Annotated in this window: 22 protein-coding genes and 2 pseudogenes; 11 read left to right on the top strand and 13 right to left on the bottom strand. The window is 58.9% G+C overall.

The features are described from left to right. Nucleotides 1-16 precede the first annotated feature (16 nt). The 6 genes from pheS (at nucleotide 17) to infB (ending at nucleotide 8,237) form a co-directional block, all read left to right on the top strand. Entirely contained in the window at nucleotides 17-1,090 is a 1,074-nt protein-coding gene (pheS, locus tag BMZ91_RS02505) for a phenylalanine--tRNA ligase subunit alpha (RefSeq protein ID WP_092833955.1), read from the top strand. 658 nt (nucleotides 1,091-1,748) lie between these two features. Then, entirely contained in the window at nucleotides 1,749-2,738 is a 990-nt protein-coding gene (locus tag BMZ91_RS02515; RefSeq protein ID WP_092834139.1) for a P1 family peptidase, read from the top strand. A 144-nt stretch (nucleotides 2,739-2,882) separates the two neighbouring features. Continuing rightward, nucleotides 2,883-3,458 carry a ribosome maturation factor RimP gene (gene rimP, locus BMZ91_RS02520; protein WP_092834141.1) on the top strand — a complete coding sequence of 192 codons (576 nt, stop codon included), beginning with the start codon at nucleotides 2,883-2,885 and terminating at the stop codon, nucleotides 3,456-3,458. Nucleotides 3,459-3,462: 4 nt separating this feature from the next. After that, complete coding sequence (nusA, locus tag BMZ91_RS02525; protein ID WP_092833959.1) at nucleotides 3,463-5,076, top strand: transcription termination factor NusA; 1,614 nt, start codon at nucleotides 3,463-3,465, stop codon at nucleotides 5,074-5,076. Between the two features lie 23 nt (nucleotides 5,077-5,099). Next, nucleotides 5,100-5,723 carry an RNA-binding protein gene (locus BMZ91_RS02530; protein WP_092833961.1) on the top strand — a complete coding sequence of 208 codons (624 nt, stop codon included), beginning with the start codon at nucleotides 5,100-5,102 and terminating at the stop codon, nucleotides 5,721-5,723. A 6-nt stretch (nucleotides 5,724-5,729) separates the two neighbouring features. Further along, entirely contained in the window at nucleotides 5,730-8,237 is a 2,508-nt protein-coding gene (infB, locus tag BMZ91_RS02535; protein WP_092833963.1) for a translation initiation factor IF-2, read from the top strand. Between the two features lie 101 nt (nucleotides 8,238-8,338). Here infB and ureG read toward each other — a convergent pair whose 3' ends face one another. From ureG to BMZ91_RS02570, 7 genes are read right to left on the bottom strand one after another with little or no spacing between them, the layout of a single operon-like run. Further along, nucleotides 8,339-8,971 (bottom strand): urease accessory protein UreG, encoded by a 633-nt coding sequence (gene ureG, locus BMZ91_RS02540; RefSeq protein ID WP_092833965.1) that lies wholly within the window; start codon nucleotides 8,969-8,971, stop codon nucleotides 8,339-8,341. Then, nucleotides 8,968-9,603: an urease accessory protein UreF gene (locus BMZ91_RS02545; RefSeq protein ID WP_092833967.1), complete on the bottom strand. Its 636-nt coding sequence runs from the start codon at nucleotides 9,601-9,603 to the stop codon at nucleotides 8,968-8,970. Before BMZ91_RS02545 ends, ureG begins: the two co-directional genes overlap by 4 nt. Beyond that, nucleotides 9,593-10,078 carry an urease accessory protein UreE gene (gene ureE, locus BMZ91_RS02550; protein WP_092833969.1) on the bottom strand — a complete coding sequence of 162 codons (486 nt, stop codon included), beginning with the start codon at nucleotides 10,076-10,078 and terminating at the stop codon, nucleotides 9,593-9,595. Before ureE ends, BMZ91_RS02545 begins: the two co-directional genes overlap by 11 nt. A 9-nt stretch (nucleotides 10,079-10,087) precedes the next feature. Next, nucleotides 10,088-11,848 (bottom strand): urease subunit alpha, encoded by a 1,761-nt coding sequence (ureC, locus tag BMZ91_RS02555; protein WP_092833971.1) that lies wholly within the window; start codon nucleotides 11,846-11,848, stop codon nucleotides 10,088-10,090. Next, nucleotides 11,848-12,153: an urease subunit beta gene (locus BMZ91_RS02560; RefSeq protein ID WP_092833973.1), complete on the bottom strand. Its 306-nt coding sequence runs from the start codon at nucleotides 12,151-12,153 to the stop codon at nucleotides 11,848-11,850. The genes ureC and BMZ91_RS02560 overlap by 1 nt, the downstream gene beginning before the upstream one ends. Before the next feature lie 9 nt (nucleotides 12,154-12,162). Then, nucleotides 12,163-12,465 (bottom strand): urease subunit gamma, encoded by a 303-nt coding sequence (locus BMZ91_RS02565; RefSeq protein WP_092833975.1) that lies wholly within the window; start codon nucleotides 12,463-12,465, stop codon nucleotides 12,163-12,165. Between the two features lies 1 nt (nucleotide 12,466). Continuing rightward, nucleotides 12,467-13,126: an urease accessory protein UreD gene (locus BMZ91_RS02570; protein WP_342741930.1), complete on the bottom strand. Its 660-nt coding sequence runs from the start codon at nucleotides 13,124-13,126 to the stop codon at nucleotides 12,467-12,469. A gap of 562 nt (nucleotides 13,127-13,688) precedes the next feature. Between BMZ91_RS02570 and urtA the strand changes: the two genes are divergently transcribed. From urtA to urtE, 5 genes are all read left to right on the top strand, one after another. Next, nucleotides 13,689-14,969, top strand: coding sequence for an urea ABC transporter substrate-binding protein (urtA, locus tag BMZ91_RS02575; protein WP_092833977.1), 1,281 nt, complete (start codon nucleotides 13,689-13,691; stop codon nucleotides 14,967-14,969). A 64-nt stretch (nucleotides 14,970-15,033) separates the two neighbouring features. Beyond that, nucleotides 15,034-16,986, top strand: coding sequence for an urea ABC transporter permease subunit UrtB (urtB, locus tag BMZ91_RS02580; RefSeq protein WP_092833979.1), 1,953 nt, complete (start codon nucleotides 15,034-15,036; stop codon nucleotides 16,984-16,986). Nucleotides 16,987-16,990: 4 nt separating this feature from the next. Continuing rightward, the gene (gene urtC / locus BMZ91_RS02585) at nucleotides 16,991-18,223 is read left to right on the top strand and encodes an urea ABC transporter permease subunit UrtC (RefSeq protein ID WP_092833981.1); all 1,233 of its coding nucleotides are present in this window, start codon (nucleotides 16,991-16,993) and stop codon (nucleotides 18,221-18,223) included. Continuing rightward, nucleotides 18,220-18,960, top strand: coding sequence for an urea ABC transporter ATP-binding protein UrtD (gene urtD, locus BMZ91_RS02590; protein ID WP_092833983.1), 741 nt, complete (start codon nucleotides 18,220-18,222; stop codon nucleotides 18,958-18,960). Before urtC ends, urtD begins: the two co-directional genes overlap by 4 nt. 3 nt (nucleotides 18,961-18,963) lie before the next feature. Then, nucleotides 18,964-19,659, top strand: a complete 696-nt coding sequence (urtE, locus tag BMZ91_RS02595) for an urea ABC transporter ATP-binding subunit UrtE (RefSeq protein WP_092833985.1) — start codon at nucleotides 18,964-18,966, stop codon at nucleotides 19,657-19,659. A 128-nt stretch (nucleotides 19,660-19,787) separates the two neighbouring features. Here the strand turns inward: urtE and BMZ91_RS02600 are convergent, their stop codons facing one another. The 6 genes and pseudogenes from BMZ91_RS02600 to BMZ91_RS02620 form a co-directional block, all read right to left on the bottom strand. Beyond that, on the bottom strand, nucleotides 19,788-21,263 hold the full coding sequence (locus BMZ91_RS02600) for a mannitol dehydrogenase family protein (protein ID WP_092833987.1): 1,476 nt from the start codon (nucleotides 21,261-21,263) through the stop codon (nucleotides 19,788-19,790). Next, nucleotides 21,251-21,352: pseudogene (locus BMZ91_RS21725) on the bottom strand (L-iditol 2-dehydrogenase); the annotation flags it as partial. The gene BMZ91_RS02600 and the pseudogene BMZ91_RS21725, both read right to left, overlap by 13 nt. 8 nt (nucleotides 21,353-21,360) lie before the next feature. Next, nucleotides 21,361-22,373, bottom strand: a pseudogene (locus BMZ91_RS02605) (ABC transporter ATP-binding protein). A gap of 15 nt (nucleotides 22,374-22,388) precedes the next feature. Further along, nucleotides 22,389-23,219 carry a carbohydrate ABC transporter permease gene (locus BMZ91_RS02610; RefSeq protein ID WP_092833989.1) on the bottom strand — a complete coding sequence of 277 codons (831 nt, stop codon included), beginning with the start codon at nucleotides 23,217-23,219 and terminating at the stop codon, nucleotides 22,389-22,391. Nucleotides 23,220-23,229: 10 nt separating this feature from the next. After that, nucleotides 23,230-24,096: a carbohydrate ABC transporter permease gene (locus BMZ91_RS02615; RefSeq protein ID WP_092833991.1), complete on the bottom strand. Its 867-nt coding sequence runs from the start codon at nucleotides 24,094-24,096 to the stop codon at nucleotides 23,230-23,232. A 125-nt stretch (nucleotides 24,097-24,221) separates the two neighbouring features. Beyond that, the gene (locus BMZ91_RS02620) at nucleotides 24,222-25,487 is read right to left on the bottom strand and encodes an ABC transporter substrate-binding protein (RefSeq protein ID WP_425441531.1); all 1,266 of its coding nucleotides are present in this window, start codon (nucleotides 25,485-25,487) and stop codon (nucleotides 24,222-24,224) included. Nucleotides 25,488-25,532: the final 45 nt, after the last annotated feature.

A 25,532-nucleotide genomic window follows, 5' to 3' on the forward strand; every position in this document is an offset into this window, starting at 1 on the left:
TATCTGGACAAAACCGATGGACGATCTCAGAGACAAATATATCACCCTGATTGCCAATGCCGCCGACGAGGCCCGGCTAGAGGATCTGCGTGTGCAGGCCGTGGGCAAAAAGGGCGAGATCAGCCTTCAGATGCGAGAGCTTGGCAAGATGAGCGCGGAGGAACGGCAAGTGGCCGGGCCCAAGCTTAACGCGCTCAAGGATGAGATCAACAGCGCGCTGGCGGCGAAAAAGCAGGGGCTTGCCGATGCCGCGCTTGATGAACGTCTGCGCGCCGAATGGATGGATGTCACGCTTCCGGCGCGGCATCGCCGGGTTGGCACGATCCATCCGGTCAGTCAGGTCACCGAAGAGGTCACCGCGATTTTCGCCGATATGGGTTTTGCCGTGGCCGAGGGGCCGCAGATCGAAAGTGACTGGTTCAATTTCGATGCGCTGAATATTCCCGGCCATCATCCGGCGCGTGCCGAGATGGATACGTTTTACACCCATCGTGCGCCCGGCGAAGATCGCCCGCCGCATGTGTTGCGCACCCATACAAGCCCGGTTCAGATTCGTACCATGCAGGCGCAGGGCGCGCCCTTGCGGATCATCGCGCCGGGCCGTGTTTATCGCGCCGATTACGATCAGACCCATACGCCGATGTTTCATCAGATCGAGGGTCTGGCGATCGACAAAGACATTAGTATGGCCAACCTCAAGTGGGTGCTGGAAGAGTTCGTGAAGGCGTTCTTCGAGGTCGACGATGTCGAGCTGCGCTTTCGCGCCTCGCATTTTCCGTTCACCGAACCCTCGGCCGAGGTCGATATCCGTTGCTCGTGGGAGGGTGGCACGCTCAAGGTGGGCGAGGGCGATGATTGGCTTGAGATCTTGGGGAGCGGGATGGTGCATCCCAAGGTTCTTGAGGCCGGTAAAATCGACCCCAATGAATGGCAGGGCTTTGCCTTTGGCATGGGGATCGACCGGATCGCGATGCTGAAATACGGCATCCCGGATTTGCGGGCGTTCTTTGATTCAGATTTGCGGTGGTTGCGGCATTACGGGTTCGCGTCGCTGGACGTGCCGACGTTGCATGGTGGCCTTAGCCGGTAATGTGGTATCTGGGCGTCCAGATCGCGCGATACATAGACTGGTGCGATGATATGCAGCCTCGCCTGCCTCGGTGGGTGGGTTTCGCTGTTTTCGTTTTAGGCAGTCTGGCCCTAAATGTTTTAATTTTTGTATTACCTGAACCATTTGGCGCCATCCTCTTGATCTTATCAATTTTTACAATTGTGCCAGCTGTGTTGTTTTTCTTCAGATCACATAGCCGCTATTGGAAACGCAAAGACGAACAGAAACACGACGCCCTTGCGCGCACTATGAACGTAAAAAAGATGGTCAAGCGCGGAGTCAGGAAATAGGGCTTGTTATAAAGGCACCTACCCTACGGATTTGACCACCTGGATTGCACCGCTTACCATGGCCTGAAATCCCGGATCGACAGGGGCTTTGCCGCCGCCTAAGGTGACCGGGAAAAGGAGCAGTCCATGGCGCTTTTGCAAATGATCTATGCCTCGGAACCGCTTTGCTTTGGCGCGGCGGTGCGCGATCAAGCGGAGCGCTCAGGCGGGGGCCATCACCTTGGGCAATTCGTTATCGCCCTGAATCAAGTTCATAAACCAGATAAACCCCGCTAGGCTCGCCTTGAGAAAGGGAGGGTGAGGATGACCGGGTTGAATTGGGCGGTGACTTCGGCGCGCGCGTTGTGATGCGTCGCGGCGCGCTAAACCTTATCACCGATGTGCCGGGGCTTGTGGTTGGCAATGCCGAGGATGCGCAGGTCAGGACCGGAGTCACGGTGATGCTGGGCGATGCGCCCTTTACCGCCGGGGTGCATGTGATGGGTGGCGCGCCCGGCACAAGAGAAACCGATTTGCTGGCCCCCGACAAGACGGTGGAACAGGTCGATGCGCTGGTGCTGTCGGGCGGGTCGGCCTTTGGGCTTGATGCGGCGTCGGGCGTGGCGGACGGGTTGCGCGCCAAGGGGCGCGGCTTTGCGGTTGGGGATATTCGTGTGCCGATCGTGCCGGGGGCGATTCTGTTTGATCTGCTCAATGGCGGCGCCAAGGATTGGGTCGATAACCCCTATAAGGCGCTTGGCATGCAGGCCCTTGGCAATGCCGCCACGCGGTTCGAGATCGGGAGCTTTGGGGCCGGCACCGGTGCCACCACGGCGACGCTGAAAGGCGGGCTTGGCTCGGCCTCGGTTGTGTTGCCATCTGGGGCCACCGTGGGCGCGTTGGTGGCGGTCAATGCGCTTGGCTCGGCCACGGTTGGCGATGGGCCGCAGTTCTGGGCCGCGCCGTTCGAGATGGACGACGAGTTTGGCGGTCTTGGCGTGGCCCACTCCTATCCCGGTGCGGCGTTACCGCAAACCAAGCTGTCGCAACACGCCAATACCACCATCGGCATCGTGGCCACCGATGCCGCGCTGACACAGGCGCAATGCACCCGCCTTGCCACCGCCGCGCATGACGGGTTTGCGCGCGCCCTGGTGCCGTCGCACACGCCGATGGACGGTGACCTTATCTTTGCCGCCTCGACGGGTGCGCGGGCGATTGCCGATCCGATTGCCGAGACGCTGTTGCTGGGGCATGCGGCGGCCACCGCCATGGCGCGCGCGATTGCCCGCGCGATTTATGCCGCAAAGCCCGCGCCGGGCGATGTCTTGCCCTGTTGGCAGGCGCAATTCGGCTAGGGCGGGATTCTTTTAACGCGGGACTTGCAGACTCGGGACAAGGGGCGTATATGGCTTTCAACAGCGGCGCTCTCGGGTCCACTCCGAAAGCCCACCGGATTAATTTCGACGGGCCGCGCGCCCGTTTTTTTGTGCTTGGACGATATGACAAACGACCTGATTGCCAAAGCTGCGATTGACCGCCGGATGGCGGAGATCATCACCCCCGTGATCGAGGATCTGGGGTATGAGTTGGTGCGCGTCCGGTTGATGGGCGGCAAGACCCATACCCTTCAGATCATGGCAGAGCGCCCGGCGGGCGGCATTGAGGTGGATGATTGCGCCAAGATAAGCACCGCCGTCAGTGCGGTTCTGGATGTCGAAGATCCGATCACCGAACAATATACGCTTGAGGTCTCAAGCCCCGGTATCGACCGGCCGCTGACCCGGCTCAAGGATTTCGAGGCGTTTGAGGGCTATGAGGCCAAGATCGAGACATCCGAGATGATCGACGGGCGCAAGCGCTTCAAGGGCATGCTTGCCGGTGTCGAGAACAACGAGGTTCTGATCAACGTCGAAGAAGGCACCATCGGGCTTGAGTTCGATTGGCTGGCCGATGCCAAGCTTGTGCTGACCGACGAATTGATCAAGGAAATGCTGCGTCAACGCAAGGCGGCGGGCGTGATCAACGAAGACGAATTTGACGAGATCGAAACCGAAACCGGTTCTGAGGAGGACTAAGACCATGGCAATCACCTCTGCCAACCAGCTTGAGCTGTTGCAAACCGCCGAGGCCGTGGCCCGCGAAAAGATGATTGATCCCGAACTGGTGGTCGAAGCGATGGAAGAATCCCTGTCGCGCGCCGCCAAGAGCCGTTATGGCAGCGAGATGGACATTCGCGTTGCGATCGACCGCAAGACCGGTCGCGCGACCTTTACCCGCGTGCGCACCGTGGTCGAGGATGACGCGGTTGAAAACTATCAGGCGGAAATGACCGTCGAACAGGCCAAGCAATACATGGATGACCCGAAGGTTGGCGACACCTTTACCGAAGAGGTTCCGCCGGTCGAAATGGGCCGTATCGCCGCCCAAAGCGCCAAACAGGTGATCCTGCAAAAAGTACGTGAAGCCGAGCGTGATCGTCAGTTCGAAGAATTCCAGGATCGCATCGGCACGATCATCAATGGTCAGGTCAAGCGCGAGGAATACGGCAATGTCATCGTCGATGTCGGTCGTGGTGAGGCGATCCTGCGTCGCAACGAAAAGATCGGTCGCGAGGCCTATCGCCCGAATGATCGCATTCGGTGCTACATCAAGGATGTGCGCCGCGAACAGCGCGGGCCGCAGATTTTCCTGAGCCGAACCGATCCGCAGTTCATGGCCGAGCTGTTCAAGATGGAAGTGCCGGAAATCTATGACGGCATCATCGAGATCAAGGCCGTTGCCCGTGATCCGGGCAGCCGCGCCAAGATTGCCGTGATTTCCTATGACGGCTCGATTGACCCCGTCGGCGCCTGCGTCGGTATGCGCGGCAGCCGGGTTCAGGCCGTCGTCAACGAGCTTCAGGGCGAAAAGATCGACATCATCCCGTGGAATGAGGATCAGCCGACCTTCCTTGTGAACGCCCTTCAGCCCGCCGAAGTCACCAAGGTGGTTCTGGATGAAGAGGCCGAGAGGATCGAGGTTGTTGTGCCCGAAGAGCAGCTTTCGCTGGCGATTGGCCGTCGTGGCCAGAACGTGCGTCTGGCAAGCCAGCTGACCGGGCTTGATATCGACATCATGACCGAGGCCCAGGACAGCGAGCGCCGTCAGAAGGAATTCGAAGAGCGGACCGGCTTGTTCATGGAGAACCTTGATCTAGACGAATTCTTTGCCCAGCTTCTGGTCTCCGAGGGCTTTACCAACCTTGAAGAGGTCGCCTATGTCGATCTGGATGAGCTTCTGGTCATCGACGGCGTTGACGAAGACACCGCCGGCGAATTGCAGGCCCGGGCCCGCGATGTGATCGAAGGTCAGGCCAAGGCCGCCCTTGAAAAAGCCCGCGAGCTTGGCGTCGAGGACAGCCTTATTGAATTTGAGGGGCTGACACCCCAGATGGTTCAGGCATTGGCCGAGGATGATGTGAAATCGCTGGAAGATTTCGCAACCTGCGCCGATTGGGAGCTGGCCGGCGGCTGGACCACGGTCAATGGCGAGCGTGTCAAGGACGAAGGCGTTCTGGAGAAATTTGACGTCTCACTGGAAGAGGCGCAGAATATGGTGATGACTGCCCGGATCATGCTGGGCTGGGTTGACCCCGACGAACTCGAGCCTCAGACGGATGATTCCGACGCCGACGACGAGGAGGTCGAGGCCTGATTTTTCAGGCCTCGGGGGCAGACATGGGGCGCGCAGGGCAACCCAAAGACCGGACGGATGGTCCAGACCGCAAGTGCATCGTCACAGGCGAGGTGCAGCCAAAACACGGGCTGATCCGCTTTGCCGTTGGGCCAGAGGGCCAGATTGCCCCGGACCTGATGGAAAAGCTGCCGGGGCGCGGCATCTGGGTCTCTGCGGATCGCGCGGCGCTGGACAAGGCGGCGGCAAAGGGGCTTTTTGCCCGCGCCGCCAAGCAGCCGGTTCAGGTGCCCGAAGGCCTTAGTGATCTGGTTGAGGCACTTTTGGCAAAGCGGGTGGTCAACCTGATCAGCCTTGCCCGAAAGGGCGGTCGCGCCGTGTCGGGGTATGAGAAGGTCAAGATCATGCTGGGCAAGGAAGAGGCCCGCGTTCTCATTCAGGCCAGCGATGGGTCCGAACGGGGAAAATCAAAGCTGAGCACGCCGCAGGGCGGCTCATTCATAGGGTGGTTGACGGCGAATGAGCTGGGCCAGGCCTTTGGGCGACAAACCACAATCCATGCGGCACTGGGTGCTGGAGGTTTGTTGCAACCTGTTGTAGAGGAGGCGGCAAGACTGAAAGGTCTGCGCGTTTCGGACGGCGAGACAGCGCGCCGGAAAGGAAAGTAGAGCACTATGAGCGACAACGACGGAAAGAAACCTTTGGGTGTGCGTGGCGGCGGTTCCCGGCCGGGGAACGTGAAGCAGAGCTTCAGCCATGGCAGGACCAAGAACGTCGTGGTGGAAACCAAACGCAAGCGCGTCGTGGTGCCCAAGCCGGGCGCGGGAACGACGGCTGCGACTGGTGGTGCGGGACGGCCATCTGGTGCGGCAAGCTCTGCCAAGCGCCCGGCAGGGATTTCGGATGCCGAAATGGACCGCCGGATGAAGGCACTGGCCGCCGCCAAGGCGCGCGAGTCGCAAGAGGCCGCTGAACGCGAAGCCAAGGAAAAGGCCCGCGAAGAAGAGCGCATGCGCCGCCGCGAAGAAGCGGATGCCAAGGAACGCGAACAGCGCGAAGCCGAAGAAAAAGCCCGCGCCAAGGCCGAAGCAGACGAGCGCAAGAAGCGCGAATCAGAGCAGGCCGCGATCAAGGCCGCCGCTGCCGCGGCAGAGCCTGACGCTGTGCCCGATGCTGCTGTGCGGTCGACGCCGAACAAATCGGTACCCGCGCCGCGCAACAAGGAACCCGAGCGCGAACAGCCCGCCCGCCGCAACAAGGGCCGTGGCGGCGATGACAATCGTCGTTCAGGCAAGCTGACCCTCAATCAGGCGCTTTCGGGCGGTGAGGGCGGTCGCCAGAAATCCATGGCCGCGATGAAGCGCAAGCAGGAACGCGCGCGGCAAAAAGCGATGGGTGCCAATGTTGAGCGTGAAAAGATTGTGCGTGATGTCCAGCTTCCGGAAGCGATTGTCGTTTCCGAGCTTGCCAACCGCATGGCCGAACGCGTTGGCGATGTTGTCAAAGCTCTCATGCAAAACGATCTTATGGTGTCGCAGAATGAAACGATTGATGCCGATACCGCCGAGCTGATCATCGAAGAATTCGGCCACCGTGTGGTGCGGGTCTCGGATGCGGATGTGGAAGATGTCATCGCGCAGATCGAAGACGATCCCAAGGATCTTGAACCGCGCGCGCCGGTGATCACCATCATGGGCCACGTTGACCACGGCAAAACCTCGCTTCTGGATGCGATCCGCAACGCCAAGGTCGTTGCGGGCGAGGCCGGCGGCATTACCCAGCATATCGGCGCCTATCAGGTGACAACCGAAAGCGGTGCGTTGCTGACCTTCCTTGATACGCCCGGCCACGCGGCCTTTACCAGCATGCGTTCGCGCGGGGCTCAGGTGACCGATATCGTGGTTCTCGTGGTGGCGGCGGATGATGCCGTGATGCCCCAGACGATCGAGGCGATCAACCACGCCAAGGCGGCACAGGTGCCGATGATCGTGGCGATCAACAAGGTCGACAAGCCCGATGCAAACCCCGACAAGGTGCGCACCGATCTTCTGCAGCACGAAGTCATCGTCGAGGCGATGTCTGGTGACGTGCAGGATGTCGAAGTCTCTGCCGTAACAGGGCAGGGTCTTGATGAGTTGCTTGAGGCGATTGCGCTTCAGGCCGAGCTTCTGGAGCTTAAGGTGAACCCGAATCGGGCCGCCGAAGGCGCGGTGATCGAGGCACAGCTTGACGTGGGCCGTGGCCCTGTGGCGACCGTTCTTGTCAAGAAGGGCACCTTGCGCCTCGCCGATATCTTTGTTGTCGGCCAGCAATACGGCAAGGTCCGCGCGCTGATCAATGACCGGGGCGAGCGTGTCAAAGAGGCGGGGCCATCGACGCCGGTCGAGGTGCTTGGCCTGAATGGCACACCCGAGGCGGGCGATGTTCTGAACGTGGTCGATACCGAGGCGCAGGCGCGCGAAATTGCGGAATACCGCGAAAGCGCCGCCAAAGAGAAACGCGCCGCTGCCGGGGCCGGCACCTCGCTGGAACAGCTTCTGGCGAAGGCCAAGCAGGACGAGAACGTCAAGGAAATGCCGATTGTCGTGAAAACCGACGTTCAGGGCTCTGCCGAGGCAATCGTTCAGGCGATGGAAAAGATCGGCAACGACGAGGTCCGCGTGCGGGTGCTGCATTCGGGGGTTGGTGCGATCACCGAATCCGATATCGGCCTTGCCGAGGCATCGGGCGCGCCGGTCTTTGGCTTTAACGTGCGTGCCAATGCGCCCGCGCGTAACAGCGCCAACCAAAAGGGTGTCGAAATCCGCTATTACAGCGTGATTTACGATCTTGTCGATGACGTGAAAGCCGCGGCTTCGGGCCTTTTGGGTGCGGAAATTCGCGAGAAATTCATCGGCTATGCCAAGATCAAAGAGGTCTTCAAGGTCACCGGCGTTGGCAAGGTTGCCGGCTGTCTTGTCACCGAAGGCGTGGCGCGCCGCTCTGCCGGTGTGCGCCTTTTGCGCGACGATGTCGTGATCCACGAAGGCACGCTGAAAACCCTCAAGCGCTTCAAGGATGAAGTGCCCGAGGTTCAGTCGGGTCAGGAATGCGGGATGGCGTTCGAGAATTACGACGATATCCGCCCCAACGACGTGATCGAGATTTTCGAACGCGAAGAAGTTGTGCGCACGCTGGCCTGATCGCTTGCGCAAGATCAAAGTAAAAGGGCAGTCGAGAAGGCTGCCCTTTTTGTTTTCGTGCCCCGGCAAATGAGGGATAGGTCGAAATCTGCGCCACCGCCTCACGTGGGCGGAGCCAACCCGACAAGGCCGCTCGTGTCCCCCAGATGTTCCAGAACCTCTTGCAGCCCGCTGCCTGTGTTCAGCGCACAAAACACCGTGGGTCGTGTCGGACGCATTCTTGCGCTATCGCGTTGCATCACGTCAAGCGAGGCACCGACATGCGGTGCAAGGTCGGTTTTATTGACGATCAGGATGTCGGATTTCGTGATCGCAGGCCCCCCTTTGCGCGGGATTTCCTCGCCTGCGGCAACGTCGATGACGTAGAGCGTTATGTCGGCAAGTTCCGGGCTGAAGGTTGCCGAGAGGTTGTCGCCACCGCTTTCGATCAGTACGATTTCAACCTCGGGATGGCGCGCCACCATCTCGGCCACTGCGGCAAGGTTGATCGAGGCATCCTCGCGGATCGCCGTGTGGGGGCAGCCGCCGGTTTCGACGCCGATGATGCGATCATTTGGCAAAACCTGCATGCGCATCAGCGCTTCGGCGTCTTCTTGTGTGTAGATGTCGTTGGTGATCACGCCGAGCGAATAGCTGTCGCGCAGCGCCCGGCAGAGTGCCGCAGTCAACGTTGTTTTACCGGCGCCAACCGGGCCACCGATGCCCACGCGCAAAGGGCCGTTCGGGCTTTTCATGTGCGGAAGATCCTCGAATATTGTTGTTCGTGTTTCATGGATGAAATGTCGGACATAAACGCAGTTGAAGACAGGTCATCCAGCGTGCCATCAATCGCATCTGCGGCTATTGCACCGCAAAGCGGAGTCAGCGATCTTATCAACGCCTGTCCCTCGGTTTGCCCCAATGGAATAAGGCGCATGCCCGCAGCCACAAGGTTGGACATGAAGGCCTGAAGGTACATCTGCAGGGTCAGATCAAGCGGCAAGTCATGACATCGCGCACCATGGCCAAGGGCCACCGGATAAGTCAGCGCAGGCAGGGGTTTGGCCCAGACGGTGCCAGTGGTTCTTGCAAAGGCCGCCCCCTGCAAGGTGGTTTCTTTCAGCCGTTCGACAGAGGGCGCAAAGGCGCGGGCCGTGGCATCGACGGCTGTCGGGTCATCGGCGCGAAACGCTGCTACGAGGAATAACGCATCACACCACCCCGCCCCGTGACAGAGCACGTTCCTTAACCATGCCGAAAGGGTCTCGCCGTTGTGGACGTCTTGCGCCTCGACCGCCCATTCCAGCCCGTGGCTATAGGCGAATGCGCCAACCGGATAGGCGGGCGACAGCCATTGCACCAGCGTCAGGATCGCTTCATTCTGCATGGGCGTGCGCGGGGGTGTGAACATGACCATGATCGTGCCCGTGAGTGCGCCCATGACCATAAGCGCCGCCTTCGGGGATGAACGGCTCGATCACTTCGAAAACTTCGGCGCCGATCTTTTCCAGCATGTCGCGAATGACGCGATCGCGCTGGATCACCAAACGATCCGTGCCGATCTGACAAGGGGTATGGCGATTGCCGATATGCCAGGCGATGCGTGCAAGATCAGGTCCTGTGACTGCCAGCAATTCCTCTTTGGCGGCGACAATCCCGACAAGATGACCATCGTTCAATTCAAACGCATCCCCGTCGTTCAGCGAGGTCGTCTGCGCCAGATCAACCAGAAACCGTGTTCCCCCCGTGGTGGTCAACACCTTGCGACGCACAAAGCGGGCGTCATAGGTTAGGGTCACGGTATCATCCGGGCCCGACCAATGGCCCTGACGGTGAAAATTTCGGCTAAGGGGAAGGGTCATGATCGCCTCTCAGAACAGGAAATAGCGTTGCGCCATCGGCAAAACCTCGGCGGGTTCGCAAGTTAGTAACTCGCCGTCGGCGCGGACCTCGTAGGTTTCCGGGTTCACGTCGATTTTCGGCGTTGCGTCGTTCAGGATCAGATCCTTCTTGCCAATGGTGCGCGTGTTGGCCACCGCAACGGTCTGCTTTGCCAGACCCAGTGTTTCGCCTATCCCGTCGGCCTGTGCGGCAGCACTGACAAAAACCACGGCCGAATGTTCGACAGAGCGGCCAAACGCGCCAAACATCGGGCGGGAATAGACCGGTTGCGGGGTTGGAATGGATGCGTTGGGGTCGCCCATCTGTGCCATCACAATCGTGCCACCAAGCAGGACCATTTCGGGTTTTACGCCAAAAAATGCCGGGTTCCACAGCACAAGATCGGCGCGTTTGCCTTCCTGAATGCTGCCGATTTCGGATGACATGCCATGGGCAATGGCCGGGTTGATCGTGTATTTCGCGATATAACGGCGCACGCGGAAATTGTCGTTATCGCCGGTTTCCTCGGCCAGCCGCCCGCGTTGCTTTTTCATCTTGTCCGCAGTTTGCCAGGTGCGGATCAATACCTCGCCGACGCGCCCCATCGCCTGACTGTCTGACGCGATGATGCTGAATGCGCCCATGTCGTGCAGAATATCCTCTGCCGCGATGGTTTCGCGGCGAATGCGCGACTCGGCAAAGGCGACATCCTCGGGGATGGATTTATCAAGGTGATGACACACCATGAGCATATCAAGATGCTCTTCCAGCGTGTTGACCGTGAAAGGCCGAGTCGGGTTGGTTGAAGACGGCAAGACATGATCTTCGCCGCAAATCTTGATAATATCGGGCGCATGCCCGCCGCCCGCACCTTCGGTATGAAAGGCGTGGATGGTGCGGCCTTTCATGGCGCCCACGGTATGCTCGACAAAGCCGGATTCATTGAGCGTATCGGTATGAATCATCACCTGCACGTCCATCGCATCGGCAACCGACAGGCAGCAATCGATCGCCGCAGGTGTGGTGCCCCAGTCCTCGTGCAGTTTTAGCGCGCAGGCCCCGGCCTTGACCTGTTCTTCCAGTGCGGCAGGCAGCGAGGCGTTGCCTTTGCCCGCAAAGGCAAGGTTCATCGGAAAGGCATCCGCCGCCTGTAGCATCCGCCCGATATGCCAGCCCCCCGGCGTGCAGGTCGTGGCCAAAGTCCCGTGCGCGGGCCCGGTGCCACCGCCCAGCATCGTGGTCAGGCCGCTGTGCAACGCATCCTCGATCTGTTGCGGACAGATAAAGTGGATGTGGCTGTCAAAGCCACCGGCCGTCAGGATTTTCCCCTCGCCGGCAATGGCCTCGGTGCCGGGGCCGATGATGATGTTCACACCGGGTTGGGTGTCGGGATTGCCGGCTTTGCCGATCTTTGCGATGCGCCCGTCCTTAAGGCCGACATCGGCCTTGTAGATGCCCGAATGATCGACGATCAGCGCATTCGTGATCACCGTATCCACGGCGCCCCCGGCGCGGGTGGCCTGCGATTGGCCCATGCCGTCGCGGATCACCTTGCCGCCGCCAAATTTCACCTCTTCGCCGTAAGACACGGCATTGCTGCCGGTCCCGTCACAGAGCGCCGAACCCGCCAGTTCGGCGGTCAGGTCACGCTCGACCTCGATGATCAGGTCCGTGTCGGCAAGGCGCAAACGGTCACCGGTGGTGGGGCCAAACATGGCGGCATAGTCGGCGCGGTTGATTGGTGTGGGCATTAGAGATCCCCCATCACGGATTGATTGAAGCCAAACACACGACGCGCGCCCGAAAGCGGGATCAGATTGACCTTGCGCCTTTGGCCGGGCTCGAACCGCACAGCGGTGCCCGCCGCGATATCCAACCGGCACCCGCGCGCCGTTTCGCGGTCAAATTCCAGGGCGGGGTTGGTTTCGGCGAAATGATAGTGACTTCCGACCTGCACGGGCCGATCGCCGGTATTGGCAACCATCAGCGTGACGCTGTCACGTCCGGCATTTAACGTCAGGCTGCCTTCGGCGGGGAAAAGCTCTCCGGGGATCATGATGTCACCTTAGCGAATGGGGTTGTGGACGGTGACAAGCTTGGTCCCGTCGGGGAAGGTCGCCTCGACCTGCACGTCGTAGATCATCTCGGGCACCCCCTCCATACATTGGGCGCGGGTGATGACCTGCGCCCCGGCCTCCATCATATCCGCGACGCTGCGGCCATCGCGCGCGCCCTCTACAACCGCGTCGGTGATCAGGGCAATGGCCTCGGGATGGTTTAGCTTTACGCCCCGTGCCAGACGCTTGCGGGCAACCTCGGCGGCCATGGATATCAGTAGCTTGTCTTTTTCGCGCGGGGTGAGTTGCATGTCAGGTCATCCATGATCGTGGAAGGGCTTGGTTTGTGAGATGTCGCAGGATGGGAACAAGCGACTGGCGCAGCCCATAACCGTCAGCGGCAAGGATACGCAGCGCCAGAAGGTCGTCGCGGATCAAACTGGCCCCGGCGGTGTCGGGCAGCATGTCACGAACCGGCCCCAGCTGCGCGGCGGCATCGGGGGATACGTAAACCAATGACGCCATCGCACCGGCACCTGCGGCCGTATGAGGCGAGGCCAAATGTGCGGCGATATCGCCGCGAAGTGTCATCGCATCAAGAAACAGCGGCGTGCCCTGCCTGCGAATTTCGATCCTGTCTTTGAAGAAAGCATTGCCAAGAACCTCGCCCATGGCAGAGCGCCCGAAAATCAGGGGCTCGACCAGAAGCAGGCGGGCTTGATCCTCCATCTCGACACATAAGGACCGGTTCAGCGCAGAGCCATCATAGAGGATGGTTTCTTGTGGCACCCAATCGAGACGCGCATCGCGGCCAACAAACAAACGGTTGCGGATCTTGCCGGTCTGCCCCGGTTGCGCCCGATAGGCGCGTTCGGCGGCCTGTGTTGTCAGGCTCAGGCTTGAGTGTTCGCCCGCCCGCGCCGTCAACGTAAAGTCGTCACCACCAGTGATACCGCCGGCTGTGTTGATCACGACCGCTTGCAAGGCCGATGAATTGGGACGGGGAAACAACGCTTTCATAGCCCCCGATTGGCGCAGATCGGCCAAAGCCGTGCCTCGCGGGGTGGATTTGCACGACAGGGTCACCGCCCCAATCGCCCGGGGTTGATCGGGTGGGGCGCCTGCATCGGATATCGCTGTCGCTATGTTAATTGAAACTGGTCCATTCATTGATTTGCCGCCTGTGTTGTCATCACAGGCCCGGCCACGAGTCATTTACAAGCGAGGCCCGGGGCCACGGATATTTGTATTTGCCCAAATCTTATGCGCCGCTCCGTTCAAATGGTGAATAATTGGGCGAACGGATGTAGTTTCCAAAAGTTAACACCCGAGCGATTGCATTGAATTCTGCGCTGCAGAAACGCTGACGTGCCCGAGTCGGATATGTTGTCTGTTTTGGGGGGTGTGTGGCGATCAGTCGAATTGGACCTCGCGCCAATCGCCACACGAATTGCAACACTAGTTGCAGGGAAGAGGTATGAAACCGCGCGTTTGAGCGCAAGGTGTTCTGTCCATTCCCTGTGAGGAGAAAAAAATGAAATTTCTGGATTTTACTCTGGCGGGGACGATTGCATTTGCTGGTCTTGCGGCCCCGGCCTTTGCCGTTGATTGCCCGATCAAAGTCGGTGTTCTTCATTCCTTGTCGGGCACCATGGCGATTTCGGAAACCACGCTTAAAGACACCATGGTGATGCTGATCGAACAGCAGAATGCAAAAGGTGGTGTGCTGGGCTGTGAGCTTGAGGCCGTTGTCGTCGACCCCGCATCCGATTGGCCGCTGTTTGCGGAGAAGGCGCGCGAGCTTTTGAGCGTTCATGATGTCGACGTTATCTTTGGCAACTGGACCAGCGTGAGCCGCAAGTCGGTTCTGCCGGTGATCGAAGAGCTGAACGGCCTGCTGTTTTATCCGGTTCAATACGAAGGCGAGGAAAGCTCGAAAAACGTATTTTACACCGGGGCCGCGCCAAACCAGCAGGCCATCCCGGCCACGGATTACTTTATTGATGAGTTGGGTGTTGAGAAATTCGCGTTGTTGGGAACGGATTACGTCTATCCGCGCACAACCAACAACATCCTTGCGAGTTATCTGAAATCCAAAGGTGTTTCGGATGACGATATCTTTGTGAATTACACACCCTTCGGTCATTCGGACTGGTCCAAGATCGTGGCCGACGTGGTGGCGCTGGGTGCCGATGGCAAGAAGGTGGGCGTTATTTCAACCATCAATGGTGACGCGAATATCGGGTTCTATAAAGAGTTGGCGGCAGCCGGAATTTCCGCCGATGACATCCCTGTCGTTGCCTTCTCGGTTGGTGAGGAAGAGCTGTCAGGTCTGGATACCTCCAACCTGGTTGGTCACCTGGCCGCCTGGAACTATTTCCAATCGGCCGAATCCGAAGCCAATACGGCGTTCATCAAAGCGTGGAAAACCAAGATGGGCGAAGACCGTGTCACCAACGATCCAATGGAAGCGCATTATATCGGCTTTAACATGTGGGTGAATGCTGCGACGGCGGCGGGCTCGGCCGATGTTGATGCCGTGCGCACGGCAATGTACGGCCAGGAATTTCCGAACCTGACCGGCGGCACAGCTGTGATGCTTGCCAACCATCATCTGGCGAAACCGGTCCTGATCGGTGAAATCCAGGCGGATGGACAGTTTGACATCATCAGCCAGACCACCGAAGTGCCCGGCGATGCCTGGACAGATTTCCTGCCGGAAAGTGCTGTTCTGGTATCGGATTGGAAAGATCTTGGGTGCGGGATGTACAACACCGAAACCAAGACCTGCGTTCAGACACTTTCAAACTATTGATCGCATGAACCGATGACCGAAAGGGGTGGATTGCCCCTTTCGGATCTAATGGGGCGCATATTTCATGAAACGATTATTTTTGGCTGGTCTGGCTGTGTTGATGACCTGTACGGTGGCCCTCTCACAGGGCGCGCCGATGCAGGATATCCTGCAGGCACACAGTGCGCTGATCACGAAAAGTTCGCGCACGACGATCTCCCCGGCGATTGCCGCGATTTCGAATAGCGGGCTGACGCAGGCGCAGGATATATTGCAGGCCTGGCAGAGCAAAGACATCTGGCAGCGCAGGTCTGACGGGTTGTTCTTTCGCGCTGAAGAAACCGATAGCGGATCTTACCAATTGTTTGATCCTGATACCGGGAAGATCATTGGCGAGGCGGCAAAGAGCGACCTCAGGCAGCTCAAGCCAAATAGCGGTGTTCGCGCCCTGATCGGTACGGCGCTGGTACAGTTTCAACTCAAAGACAACGACCCGGCAAGGCGACTGGCCGCGTTGACGTCGATAGAGCGCAATCCGAGTTCTGACTCGCTTTTGCCGCTGCGCGCCTCAATCGACATGGAACCGGACGCGGATTTAAAGGCAAAGAAACGGCGCGCCGAGCGGTTGTTGACGATTGCCTATGATACCGATGAAGCCGCACGCGTGGCCGCGATAGCCGAAATGTCCGGGGATTTGGGGGTTGATGTCCGCGCCACTCTGAACCCGCTTTTGCAAACCAGAACGCAGGTTTTTGCCGGGGTTGCGCCCGATGGGCTGAACATTGCCCGCGTTCTGGTGCCCGGAAAGGATATCGCAAGTCAAGAAGCCTATAGGCTGTTGATTGCGTCCAACCTTGCCCCGGCCCGGATTGATCAGGCCGAGATCCTCGCGACGTTGAGCGATCATATATCTGACGGAAAGGTTGGTGGCATTGCGGTCGAGGACCTGAACCAACCCGAGGCGCGGGACCGCGCTTATGCGGCACTGGTCTCGCAGGGGCTGGCACGCGCGACTCCGACCGGCGCCGAGATTGAGGCACAGCTTGCCGCGCATCAGATTGTCGAGGTTTATAGCGAGCCATCCCCGGTCGTTACATCGGCGGCCTCCGAGGCGTTGGAGGCTATTTTGGTGAACGTCGGCGTGAATCAGACCCTGGATCTGATCCTTGACGGTCTATCGCTGGCGTCGATCTATTTTCTGGCTGCCATCGGCCTTGCCATCACCTTTGGTGTGATGGGCGTCATCAACATGGCCCACGGCGAATTCATCATGATGGGCGCCTATACAGGTTATGTGGTCCAACAGATCATTCCCAACCACACCGTCAGCATTCTGGTTGCGATCCCCCTGGCATTTGCGGTGACCTTTGCCGCAGGGGTGGCGATGGAACGGCTGGTCATCCGCTGGCTTTATAACCGTCCGCTGGAAACCCTGCTTGCCACCTTCGGCATTTCTATCGCGCTGCAACAATTGGCCAAGAACATCTTTGGCACCCAGGCACGGCCTTTGACATCGCCCGCCTGGCTTGATGGTGCATGGGTTCTCAACGATGTTGTCTCGATCAGTTATATTCGCATCGCGATCTTCATCCTCGCATTGATTTTTCTAGGCGTGTTCCTGTTCATCATGCGGCGCACCCGATTGGGGCTGGAAACCCGCGCGGTCACGCAAAACCCGCGCATGGCGGCCAGCATGGGGATCAACCCGAACCGGGTGAATATGCTGACCTTTGGATTGGGCTCAGGTATCGCCGGTGTTGCGGGTGTCGCCATTGGCCTGTTTGCCAAGGTCACCTCGGAATTGGGCAGCGATTACATCGTGCAAAGCTTCATGACCGTGGTTGTCGGCGGGGTTGGCAATATCTGGGGCACATTGGCCGGCGCCGCGATGATCGGGTTCCTGCAAAAAGGCATCGAATGGTTCAACCCGTCCAATACGCTTGCCGCACAGACCTTTATGATCATCTTCATCATCATTTTCATTCAGTTCCGGCCAAGGGGCATCATCGCCCTCAAAGGTCGGGCGGCAGGGGATTGAGCCCATGAAAAACAGCTTTCTCATGCGCAACCCGTCTACCCTGATTTTTCTGACGGCTCTGGCGGCGTTCACGATTGTCGTCACTCTCCTGTCAGAGGCATTCGGGCTTGGTCTGATCTCGACCAGTTTCGTGAAGACCCTCGGCAAGACCCTTTGTCTTGGGCTTGTCGCGGTCGCGATGGATCTTGTCTGGGGCTATGCCGGAATTCTGTCGCTTGGGCATTTCGCCTTTTTCGGGCTTGGCGGGTATATGATCGGCATGTGGCTTATGTATGAGCGGACGCGCGATATCGTCATCAGCTCAATGGCCGATGCCCCGATTCCGCCCACGACGGACGAGATCACCGATGCCATCGGTCACCAGATATTCGGTGTTGTCGGCAGTTCCGAGTTTCCGCTGATCTGGGCCTTTGCGGATAGTCTGACATTGCAACTGGTTTTGGTGGTTGTTGTACCCGGCGCCCTGGCGTTCGTCTTTGGCTGGCTTGCGTTTCGCAGCCGGGTGGCAGGGGTCTATCTGTCGATCCTGACACAGGCGATGACGCTGGCGCTATCGTTCTACCTGTTCCAGAACGACAGCGGATTGCGCGGCAACAACGGCCTGTCGGGCCTGCAAAACCTGCCCGGATTAGAGGCCGTTCCGCAGGAAGTGGTTTCAATCTGGTTCCTCTGGGCCTCGGCGCTTGCGCTCGGGTTGGGATATCTTTTGGCGGCCTGGATCGTGTCGGGCAAGTTTGGCTCGGTTATTCGCGGCATTCGCGATGACGAGGCGCGAGTGCGGTTTCTTGGCTATTCGGTTGAAGGCTATAAACTGGCGCTGTTTACGCTTACGGCCTGTATCGCGGGTATTGCCGGGGCGCTTTACTATCCGCAGGCGGGCATCATAAACCCCGCCGAGATCGCCCCCATTGCATCCATCTATCTGGCGGTCTGGGTTGCGATTGGCGGGCGTGGCCGACTTTATGGCGCCGTGGTTGGCGCCGGGTTTGTCAGCCTTGTTTCATCGTGGTTCACGGGCGGTCAGGCGCCGGATATTCCGCTTGGATTCTACACCATAAAATGGGTGGATTGGTGGCTGATCGTTCTGGGCCTGTCTTTCGTGCTTGTCACGCTTTTTGCGCCCAAGGGGATCGCCGGGTTGTTCGACCTTGTCAGCGACCGCAAGTGGCCCAACCGGCATGGTGCCGATCTGGGCCCTGATGCGGGTGCCTTGCGCGAGCGGGAGGCCAGTGAATGAGCACATTACTGGAAGTCTCGGGCGTCTCGGTCACTTTCGACGGATTCCGCGCAATCAATAACCTGTCGTTTCGGATCGGCACTGCGGAAATGCGCGCTATCATCGGGCCAAATGGGGCCGGCAAGACCACGTTTATGGATATTGTCACCGGCAAGACCAAACCCGACGAAGGGCGCATCCTCTGGGGCGAGAAAAGCCTTTCGTTGCGTGGCATGTCCGAGGCGCGCATCGCACGCGAAGGTGTGGGGCGAAAATTTCAGAAACCTACGGTTTTTGAGGACCAGACAGTCCATGAAAACCTGGTGATGGCGCTTCGCAACAAGCGCGGGCCGTTTGCCGTGCTGTTTTACAAACCCACGGCCAAAGATCTAGCGCGGGTCGAGGTGCTGGCCGCTGAAATCGGTCTTGAGGATGCCCTTTGGCGTAAATCGGGCGAGCTGAGCCATGGCCAGAAGCAATGGCTTGAGATCGGCATGCTACTGGCCCAAGAGCCGCGCCTGTTGCTGGTGGATGAACCCGCAGCGGGAATGACCCCGGCCGAGCGTGAACATACCACCAACATTCTGGTCGAAGCGGCCAAGACCCGCGCCGTGGTTGTGGTGGAACATGACATGGAGTTCGTCCGCCGTCTGAATTGCAAGGTGACGGTCCTGCACGAAGGCGCGGTACTGGCCGAAGGTCGTCTGGATCATGTAACCGCCAATCAAGACGTCATCGACGTTTATTTGGGACGATAACAGATGTTGAGCATTGAAAACCTGACGCTTCATTATGGCCATTCGCAAATTCTGAACGGCATTTCGATGCAGGCGGACCAGGGACAGGTCACCTGCATCATGGGCACCAATGGAGTGGGCAAGACCAGCCTGATCAAGGCCATCTCAGGCACACATCCGCGATCTGGCGGAAAAATGACACTGGATGGTGAGACGCTTGGCGTGCTGCCTGCGCATATTCTGGCGCAAAAGGGTATCGGGTATGTGCCACAGGGGCGTGACATCTTTCCCTTGCTGACGGTGCGGGAGAATCTGCAAACCGGGTTTGGCTGTCTCCCGGCCACAGATCATCACATACCCGAAGAGATGTTTGAGCTTTTTCCGGTGTTAAAGGAAATGCAAGGTCGTCGCGGTGGCGATTTGTCGGGCGGGCAACAACAACAGCTGGCGATTGCGCGGGCGCTGATTACGCGCCCCAAACTGCTTTTGCTGGACGAACCTACCGAGGGCATCCAGCCCAACATCATTCAACAGATCGGTAATGTGATCCGCCATCTTCGCGATCAAGGCGATATGGCGATCATTCTGGTCGAACAGTATTTTGACTTCGCCTATGATCTGGCGGATCAATTTATCGTTCTGCGCCGGGGTGAGGTAACCCTGTCAGGGGACAGGCAACAGACCTCGAGGTCGGACCTGCTGTCGCGCGTTTCTGTGTGAAGGCTGCGGACCCCTGCATTGTGAGCGCGGCATGTCCATCTCGCGCCGGAATCGTATCGAAATGGCCGTGATCGGCATGAAACCCGGGCATCGCCGCCGCCATTGCCGAAAGAAGCCCTTCAGCGGCCTTACGCTTTTCGTGTGTAGGCCTCCAATGCTGCGAGGCACCCATCCTTCCAGATCAGACGCAACCATGCATCAAAAGCGTCTGCGAAGGGTTGGGCGCGATGCAGCTCGCCGTACAACCGGTTTTGCTCCAGCCATGCAATAGGGCGGGTTCTGGTCATCTGGGCAACCTCGCACAGCTCCGGCCAGAACGGATCATTGGGCTCGATCCGGGTGCCGTCTTCACGCGGTCCTGCGCACATGCGCGCCCAGAGCGCCTCGACCAGGGCAAGGCCCTCGACCGACCTTTGCGCAGCCAGCTGATCGCGTAGGACCGGCAACACGAAACCGGTGTGGCGGGCAGAGCCATCAAAAGCCACCCGGCGGGTGGTGTCCACGATGCGCGGGTTCGAAAACCGCTCTTCAATGAGATCGACATAGCTCATGGGTGTCATGCCGGGAACCGGGGCGACGGTTTGCGCAATTTCTTCTGTCTGCACCTTTCGAAACAGTGCAGCAATGAGGGGATGCGCCATACATTCGGCGATGGTCCCGATCGCGAGGATTTCCCCGACATTCGCCAATACCTGGTGCCCGCCGTTAAGGATGCGGATTTTCATGGTTTCATAGGCATGCACATCGTCCGAGAAGGTCGCGCCAACCTGATCCCAATCCGGGCGCCCGGCGCAGAATGAATCTTCGATCACCCATTGACGGAAGGCTTCGTGGGTAACCGGGGCGGCGTCACGGATGCCGAAGTCACGGCTCAGGGCCAGTTCACCTGGTCCGGTTGCGGGGGCGATACAATCGACCATCGAGTTCGGAAATGTTGCCTTCTCCTCGATCCAGTCGGCAAGTTCCGGGTCGGACAGCCGCGCGAGGGATATCACGGTTTGGCGAAGAATGGCGCCATTGCCTTGCAGGTTGTCACAACTAAGGCCGGTGAACGGACCATGCCCGGCCTCACGGCGTTGGCGCAGGGCGGCCACCATGGCGCCAAAGGCCGTGCAGGGGGTGTCTGGATGGGTCGCATCATGCTGAATATCGGGATGGTTGGCGTCGAACCCTTTGCTGACCGGGTCGATATAATAGCCGCTTTCAGTGACGGTCATGGCAACGATACGGATCGCCGGATCAGCCATGGCCCGGATCAGGGGGGCATGGCCTTCCTCAATGGGAAGGTAGTCGATCATCGACCCTATCACTTCGGCCGAGGTTCTGGCCGGATCAAGCTCTATCAGGGTTGTCAGACAATCCTGCGCCAAAAGTTTTTCCCGCATTACCGCATCATAGGGCCGGACCCCGGCGCCGATGATGGCCCAGTCCTGTGCTTTTGCGTCCTGCATCAGGCGGTGCAGATACCAGGCCTGATGCGCGCGATGAAAATTGCCGACACCGATATGAACGATTCCGGGCGTGAGCGCGCTGCGGTCATACCCGGGGTGCTTGACGGTCAGCTGATCGAGCGTTGCGTTGGAAAGCGAGATCAGGTTATCCATTGGCCACTGTCCACGTTGTAGGTTTGCGCAACGATGCAATCAGCCTCGTCGCTTGCTGGAAACATCGCCATGCCGGTCAGGTCTTCGGACAAACAAATCATTCGATCCTGAGACCCCGAGTGTCGAAGCGATGAATCTGATCGTGACGCGGTGTCAGGTGGATCGTGTCACCGTGGCGAAAGCTCACTTCGCCCGGCGCACGCACCGTGATCGTTTCGGCCAGCCCGGTTTCGTGGATGTGAAAGAACGTGTCAGAACCAAGATGTTCCGCCACCGCGACTTTGCCTTGCCAGATGCCGTCTGTGGCGGTTACGTCAATATGTTCGGGCCGAATGCCAATCGTATGCGCGTCAAGCTTTGCGGCCTCTTCACCTTCGATCAGGTTCATCTTTGGCGACCCGATGAAACCAGCCACGAAAACGTTGCGCGGGGAATGATAAAGCTCAAGCGGGCTGCCGACCTGTTCAATCACGCCGGCCTGAAGCACGACGATCTTATCCGCCATGGTCATGGCTTCGACCTGATCGTGGGTGACGTAGATCATCGTAGTCTTGAGCCGCTCGTGCATTTCGCAGATTTCCAGCCGCATCCCGACACGCAATGCGGCGTCGAGATTGGATAGCGGTTCATCGAACAGGAACGCAGAAGGCTCTCGCACGATCGCACGATCGCACGACCGATGGCGACCCGCTGGCGCTGACCACCGGACAGTTGGCCGGGGCGGCGGTCTATGTAATCGGTGAGGTTCAATGCCTTGGCGGCGGCCTCGATCCGGCGGTTCTGTTCCTCGGGATCAATCCCTGCCATCTTCATGGGAAAGGCGATGTTCTTGCGCACCGACATATGCGGATAAAGCGCATAGGATTGAAACACCATCGCCAGGCCGCGTTTGGCTGGTGGGGTATTGGTGGCATCCGCCCCGTCGATCGCGACCTTGCCCGAGGTAAGATCCTCCAACCCTGCGATCATTCGCAGCAGGGTGGACTTGCCACAGCCCGAAGGACCGACAAAGACCGTGAATTCGCCGTCTTCGATGGTGAGATCCAAGGGCGGGATGACCTCAACATCGCCATATGCCTTGGTTACCTGATTGAGTTTGATCTGTCCCATAGGTCTGTTCCTTCCTTATTTGACGGCGCCAAAGGTCAGGCCGCTGACGAGTTGTTTCTGGCTGAACCAGCCAAGAATGAGGATCGGCGCGATCGCCATCGTCGAGGCTGCGCTAAGTTTGGCGTAGAAAAGCCCTTCGGGGCTGGAATAGCTGGCGATAAAGGCGGTGAGCGGAGCCGCCTTGGCCGCGGTCAGGTTCAGCGTCCAGAATGCCTCATTCCAGGCCAGAATGAAGTTCAACAGGAGTGTCGAGGCGATGCCGGGGATGGCCATTGGCGTGAGCACGTAAAGGATTTCTTCCTTCAGGCCTGCCCCGTCCATCCGCGCCGCTTCAAGGATCTCGCCCGGAATTTCGCGGAAATAGGTGTAGAGCATCCAGACGATGATCGGCAGGTTCATGAGCATCAGCACGATGACCAGACCGGTTCTGCTGTCGAGCAGCCCCATCTTGATGAAGATCAGGTAAATTGGGTAAAGAACCCCGACCGCCGGAAGCATTTTGGTCGAGAGCATCCACAGAAGGATATCCTTGGTCCGTTTGCCGGGCACAAAGGCCATCGACCAGGCGGCGGGCACGGCGATGATGATGCCGAGAATGGTAGAACCGCCGGCGATGATCACCGAGTTCCAGAGAAATCGCATATAGTTGGAGCGTTCCAGAACAACCGAGTAGTTTTCCAGCGTCCAGTCAAAAGCGAGGAAAACCGGCGGATCGGCGATCGCTGTCGCTTCGGTCTTGAAGCTGGTCAGGATGGTCCAGAGAATTGGAAAGAAGATCAGCAGACCGACGGTCCATGCCGCAGCGGTGTTGATGATCTTGCGGTTTTGCGTAACTGCACGTGCCATGGTGTTCTCCTCACGCGTCCAGGTTCTTGCCGACCGCGCGCATCAGGAAGATGGCGACGATATTGGCGAGAATGATTGCATAGACACCACCGGCGGACCCGAGGCCGACGTTCTGGCTTTCCAGTACACGCTGGTAGATGAGATATGTCAGTGTCCGGGTGCCAAAACTGCCTTGGGTGGTCACGAAAATTTCGGCGAAGATCCCTAAAAGAAAGATCGTCTGGATCAGGACCACGACGGTTATGGCGCGACCAAGGTGGGGCAGGGTGATGTAGCCAAAGCGTTTGAGCGGCGGGGCGCCATCCATTTCGGCGGCCTCCAGCTGTTCGCGGTCAAGCGACTGGATTGCTGTCAACAGGATCAGCGTCGCGAAGGGCAGCCACTGCCACGAGACGATCATGATGATTGATTGCAGCGATGCCTGGCTAAGCCATTCGATTGGCGTTGCTCCGAAGAACTTCCACAGGTGCGCGAAAAGCCCGTTGACCGGATCCATGAACATGTTCTTCCAGACCAGGGCAGACACCGTTGGCATGACGAAAAACGGTGCGATCACCAGGATACGCACGATGCCCTGGCCCCACATCGGCTGATTAAGAAGGACAGCCAGCAAAACGCCGAAGACGACGGTGATGAACAAAACACCCCCGACAATGGCCAGCGTTGCCAGAACAGACGGCCAAAAGGCGCTTGAGGTGACAAAACGGATGTAGTTGTCAAAGCCAACCCAGCCAAGATCACCGCCGCGCAGGGGCAAGTATTTCTTGAATGAAAACATGAGTGTCATGATCAGTGGAACCAGCATCCAGCCCAGAAGCAGAATAACTGCTGGTGCCATCATCAGACGCGCTGCTGATCGGGAGTGTTGGGTTGCCATTGGGGGCACCTCCTCTGTTAACCGCCATTCATAGGCTGGCTCATTCGCATTTTGGGAGTAGCGAAAAATATAGACCCGAGGAGCACGTGAGAGGGCCGCGCCCCCCGAGGCCAGAAAGCTGCCGGTTAGTAGCCCGCAGCTTCCATTTCGTCGGTCGTCAGGGCCTGTGCTTTTTCCAGAGCCTCTTCAACCGATTGCTGACCGGCAAGCGCTGCCGAGATTTCCTGGCCGACCTGTGTCCCGATTCCGGCCCATTCGGGAATGGCGACAAACTGGACGCCGGTATAGGGCACCGGTTCAACGGCCGGGTCGGTCGGGTCTGCCGCATTGATCGAGTTGAGCGTCATCGCGGCAAACGGAACCTTGGCATATTCTGTGTTCTGATAGAGCGAAGAGCGGGTTCCGGGCGGAACGTTGGCCCAGCCTTCTTTTGACGCGACCAGTGCAGTGTATTCCTTGCTGGTGGCCCATGTGATGAATTCCTTGGCTTCCTCGGTCGCATCAGAGCCGGCCGGGATTGCCAGCGACCAGGCCCAGAGCCAGTTACCGCGCTTGCCCAGACCATTATCAGGCGCCAGTGCAAAACCAACCTGGTCTGCGACAGTCGAGTCCTTGGGGTTGGTGACAAAGGATGCCGCGACGGTGGCGTCGATCCACATGCCGCATTTGCCCTGCTGGAACAGCGACAGGTTTTCGTTAAACCCGTTGGTTGACGCCCCCGGAGGGCCGTAGCCGTTCAGCAGGTCGACGTAAAAGTTGACGGTCGTGGCCCATTCTTCGCTGTCGTATTGCGCTGTCCAGCTTTCATCGAAAGTCCGGGCGCCGAACGAATTGCCCATGGCCGTCAGCAACGCCATGTTCTCGCCCCAGCCGGCCTTGCCGCGCAGGCAGATGCCATAGACTTCGTTGTCCTTGTCGGTCATCGCGGCGGCGGCGTCCTTGATCTGATCCCAGGTCGGGGCTTCGGGCATTTCAAGCCCGGCCTTTTCCATCAGGTCCTTGCGGTACATCACCATCGAGCTTTCGCCGTAAAACGGGGCGGCATAGAGCTCGCCCTCTACGGTCAGACCGTCACGGATCGCAGGCAGAATGTCATCCGCATCCCATGCGGCGGGAAGATCGTTGAGTGACACCAGCCAATCCTGCGCCCCCCAGATTGGAACTTCGTAGGTGCCGATGGTCATCACGTCGAACTGCCCGCCTTTGGCGGCGATGTCCTGCGTGACACGTTGGCGGAGAACGTTTTCCTCCAGTGTCACCCATTCAAGCTTGATATCGGGATGGCTGGCTGTGAACTCATCGGCAAGTCCCTGCATGCGGATCATGTCACCGTTGTTCACGGTCGCAATGGTGATGGTTGTTTCAGCAAAAGCGCTGGTGGCGGTGGCCATTGCCAACGCCGTTGCGGCACAAATTGAGTTCCTCAGAGACATCCT

It is taken from the genome of Roseovarius lutimaris (genome assembly GCF_900115165.1).
Classification (GTDB): domain Bacteria; phylum Pseudomonadota; class Alphaproteobacteria; order Rhodobacterales; family Rhodobacteraceae; genus Roseovarius; species Roseovarius lutimaris.

Excerpts from the sequence above, each read along its gene's own strand:
- pheS (WP_092833955.1), top strand. The coding sequence starts at position 17 with ATGGACGATCTCAGAGACAAATATATCACCCTGATTGCCAATGCCGCC.
- BMZ91_RS02515 (WP_092834139.1), top strand. The coding sequence starts at position 1,749 with ATGCGTCGCGGCGCGCTAAACCTTATCACCGATGTGCCGGGGCTTGTG.
- rimP (WP_092834141.1), top strand. The coding sequence starts at position 2,883 with ATGACAAACGACCTGATTGCCAAAGCTGCGATTGACCGCCGGATGGCG.
- nusA (WP_092833959.1), top strand. The coding sequence starts at position 3,463 with ATGGCAATCACCTCTGCCAACCAGCTTGAGCTGTTGCAAACCGCCGAG.
- BMZ91_RS02530 (WP_092833961.1), top strand. The coding sequence starts at position 5,100 with ATGGGGCGCGCAGGGCAACCCAAAGACCGGACGGATGGTCCAGACCGC.
- infB (WP_092833963.1), top strand. The coding sequence starts at position 5,730 with ATGAGCGACAACGACGGAAAGAAACCTTTGGGTGTGCGTGGCGGCGGT.
- ureG (WP_092833965.1), bottom strand. The coding sequence starts at position 8,971 with ATGAAAAGCCCGAACGGCCCTTTGCGCGTGGGCATCGGTGGCCCGGTT.
- BMZ91_RS02545 (WP_092833967.1), bottom strand. The coding sequence starts at position 9,603 with ATGCAGAATGAAGCGATCCTGACGCTGGTGCAATGGCTGTCGCCCGCC.
- ureE (WP_092833969.1), bottom strand. The coding sequence starts at position 10,078 with ATGACCCTTCCCCTTAGCCGAAATTTTCACCGTCAGGGCCATTGGTCG.
- ureC (WP_092833971.1), bottom strand. The coding sequence starts at position 11,848 with ATGCCCACACCAATCAACCGCGCCGACTATGCCGCCATGTTTGGCCCC.
- BMZ91_RS02560 (WP_092833973.1), bottom strand. The coding sequence starts at position 12,153 with ATGATCCCCGGAGAGCTTTTCCCCGCCGAAGGCAGCCTGACGTTAAAT.
- BMZ91_RS02565 (WP_092833975.1), bottom strand. The coding sequence starts at position 12,465 with ATGCAACTCACCCCGCGCGAAAAAGACAAGCTACTGATATCCATGGCC.
- urtA (WP_092833977.1), top strand. The coding sequence starts at position 13,689 with ATGAAATTTCTGGATTTTACTCTGGCGGGGACGATTGCATTTGCTGGT.
- urtB (WP_092833979.1), top strand. The coding sequence starts at position 15,034 with ATGAAACGATTATTTTTGGCTGGTCTGGCTGTGTTGATGACCTGTACG.
- urtC (WP_092833981.1), top strand. The coding sequence starts at position 16,991 with ATGAAAAACAGCTTTCTCATGCGCAACCCGTCTACCCTGATTTTTCTG.
- urtD (WP_092833983.1), top strand. The coding sequence starts at position 18,220 with ATGAGCACATTACTGGAAGTCTCGGGCGTCTCGGTCACTTTCGACGGA.
- urtE (WP_092833985.1), top strand. The coding sequence starts at position 18,964 with ATGTTGAGCATTGAAAACCTGACGCTTCATTATGGCCATTCGCAAATT.
- BMZ91_RS02600 (WP_092833987.1), bottom strand. The coding sequence starts at position 21,263 with ATGGATAACCTGATCTCGCTTTCCAACGCAACGCTCGATCAGCTGACC.
- BMZ91_RS02610 (WP_092833989.1), bottom strand. The coding sequence starts at position 23,219 with ATGGCACGTGCAGTTACGCAAAACCGCAAGATCATCAACACCGCTGCG.
- BMZ91_RS02615 (WP_092833991.1), bottom strand. The coding sequence starts at position 24,096 with ATGGCAACCCAACACTCCCGATCAGCAGCGCGTCTGATGATGGCACCA.
- BMZ91_RS02620 (WP_425441531.1), bottom strand. The coding sequence starts at position 25,487 with ATGGCCACCGCCACCAGCGCTTTTGCTGAAACAACCATCACCATTGCG.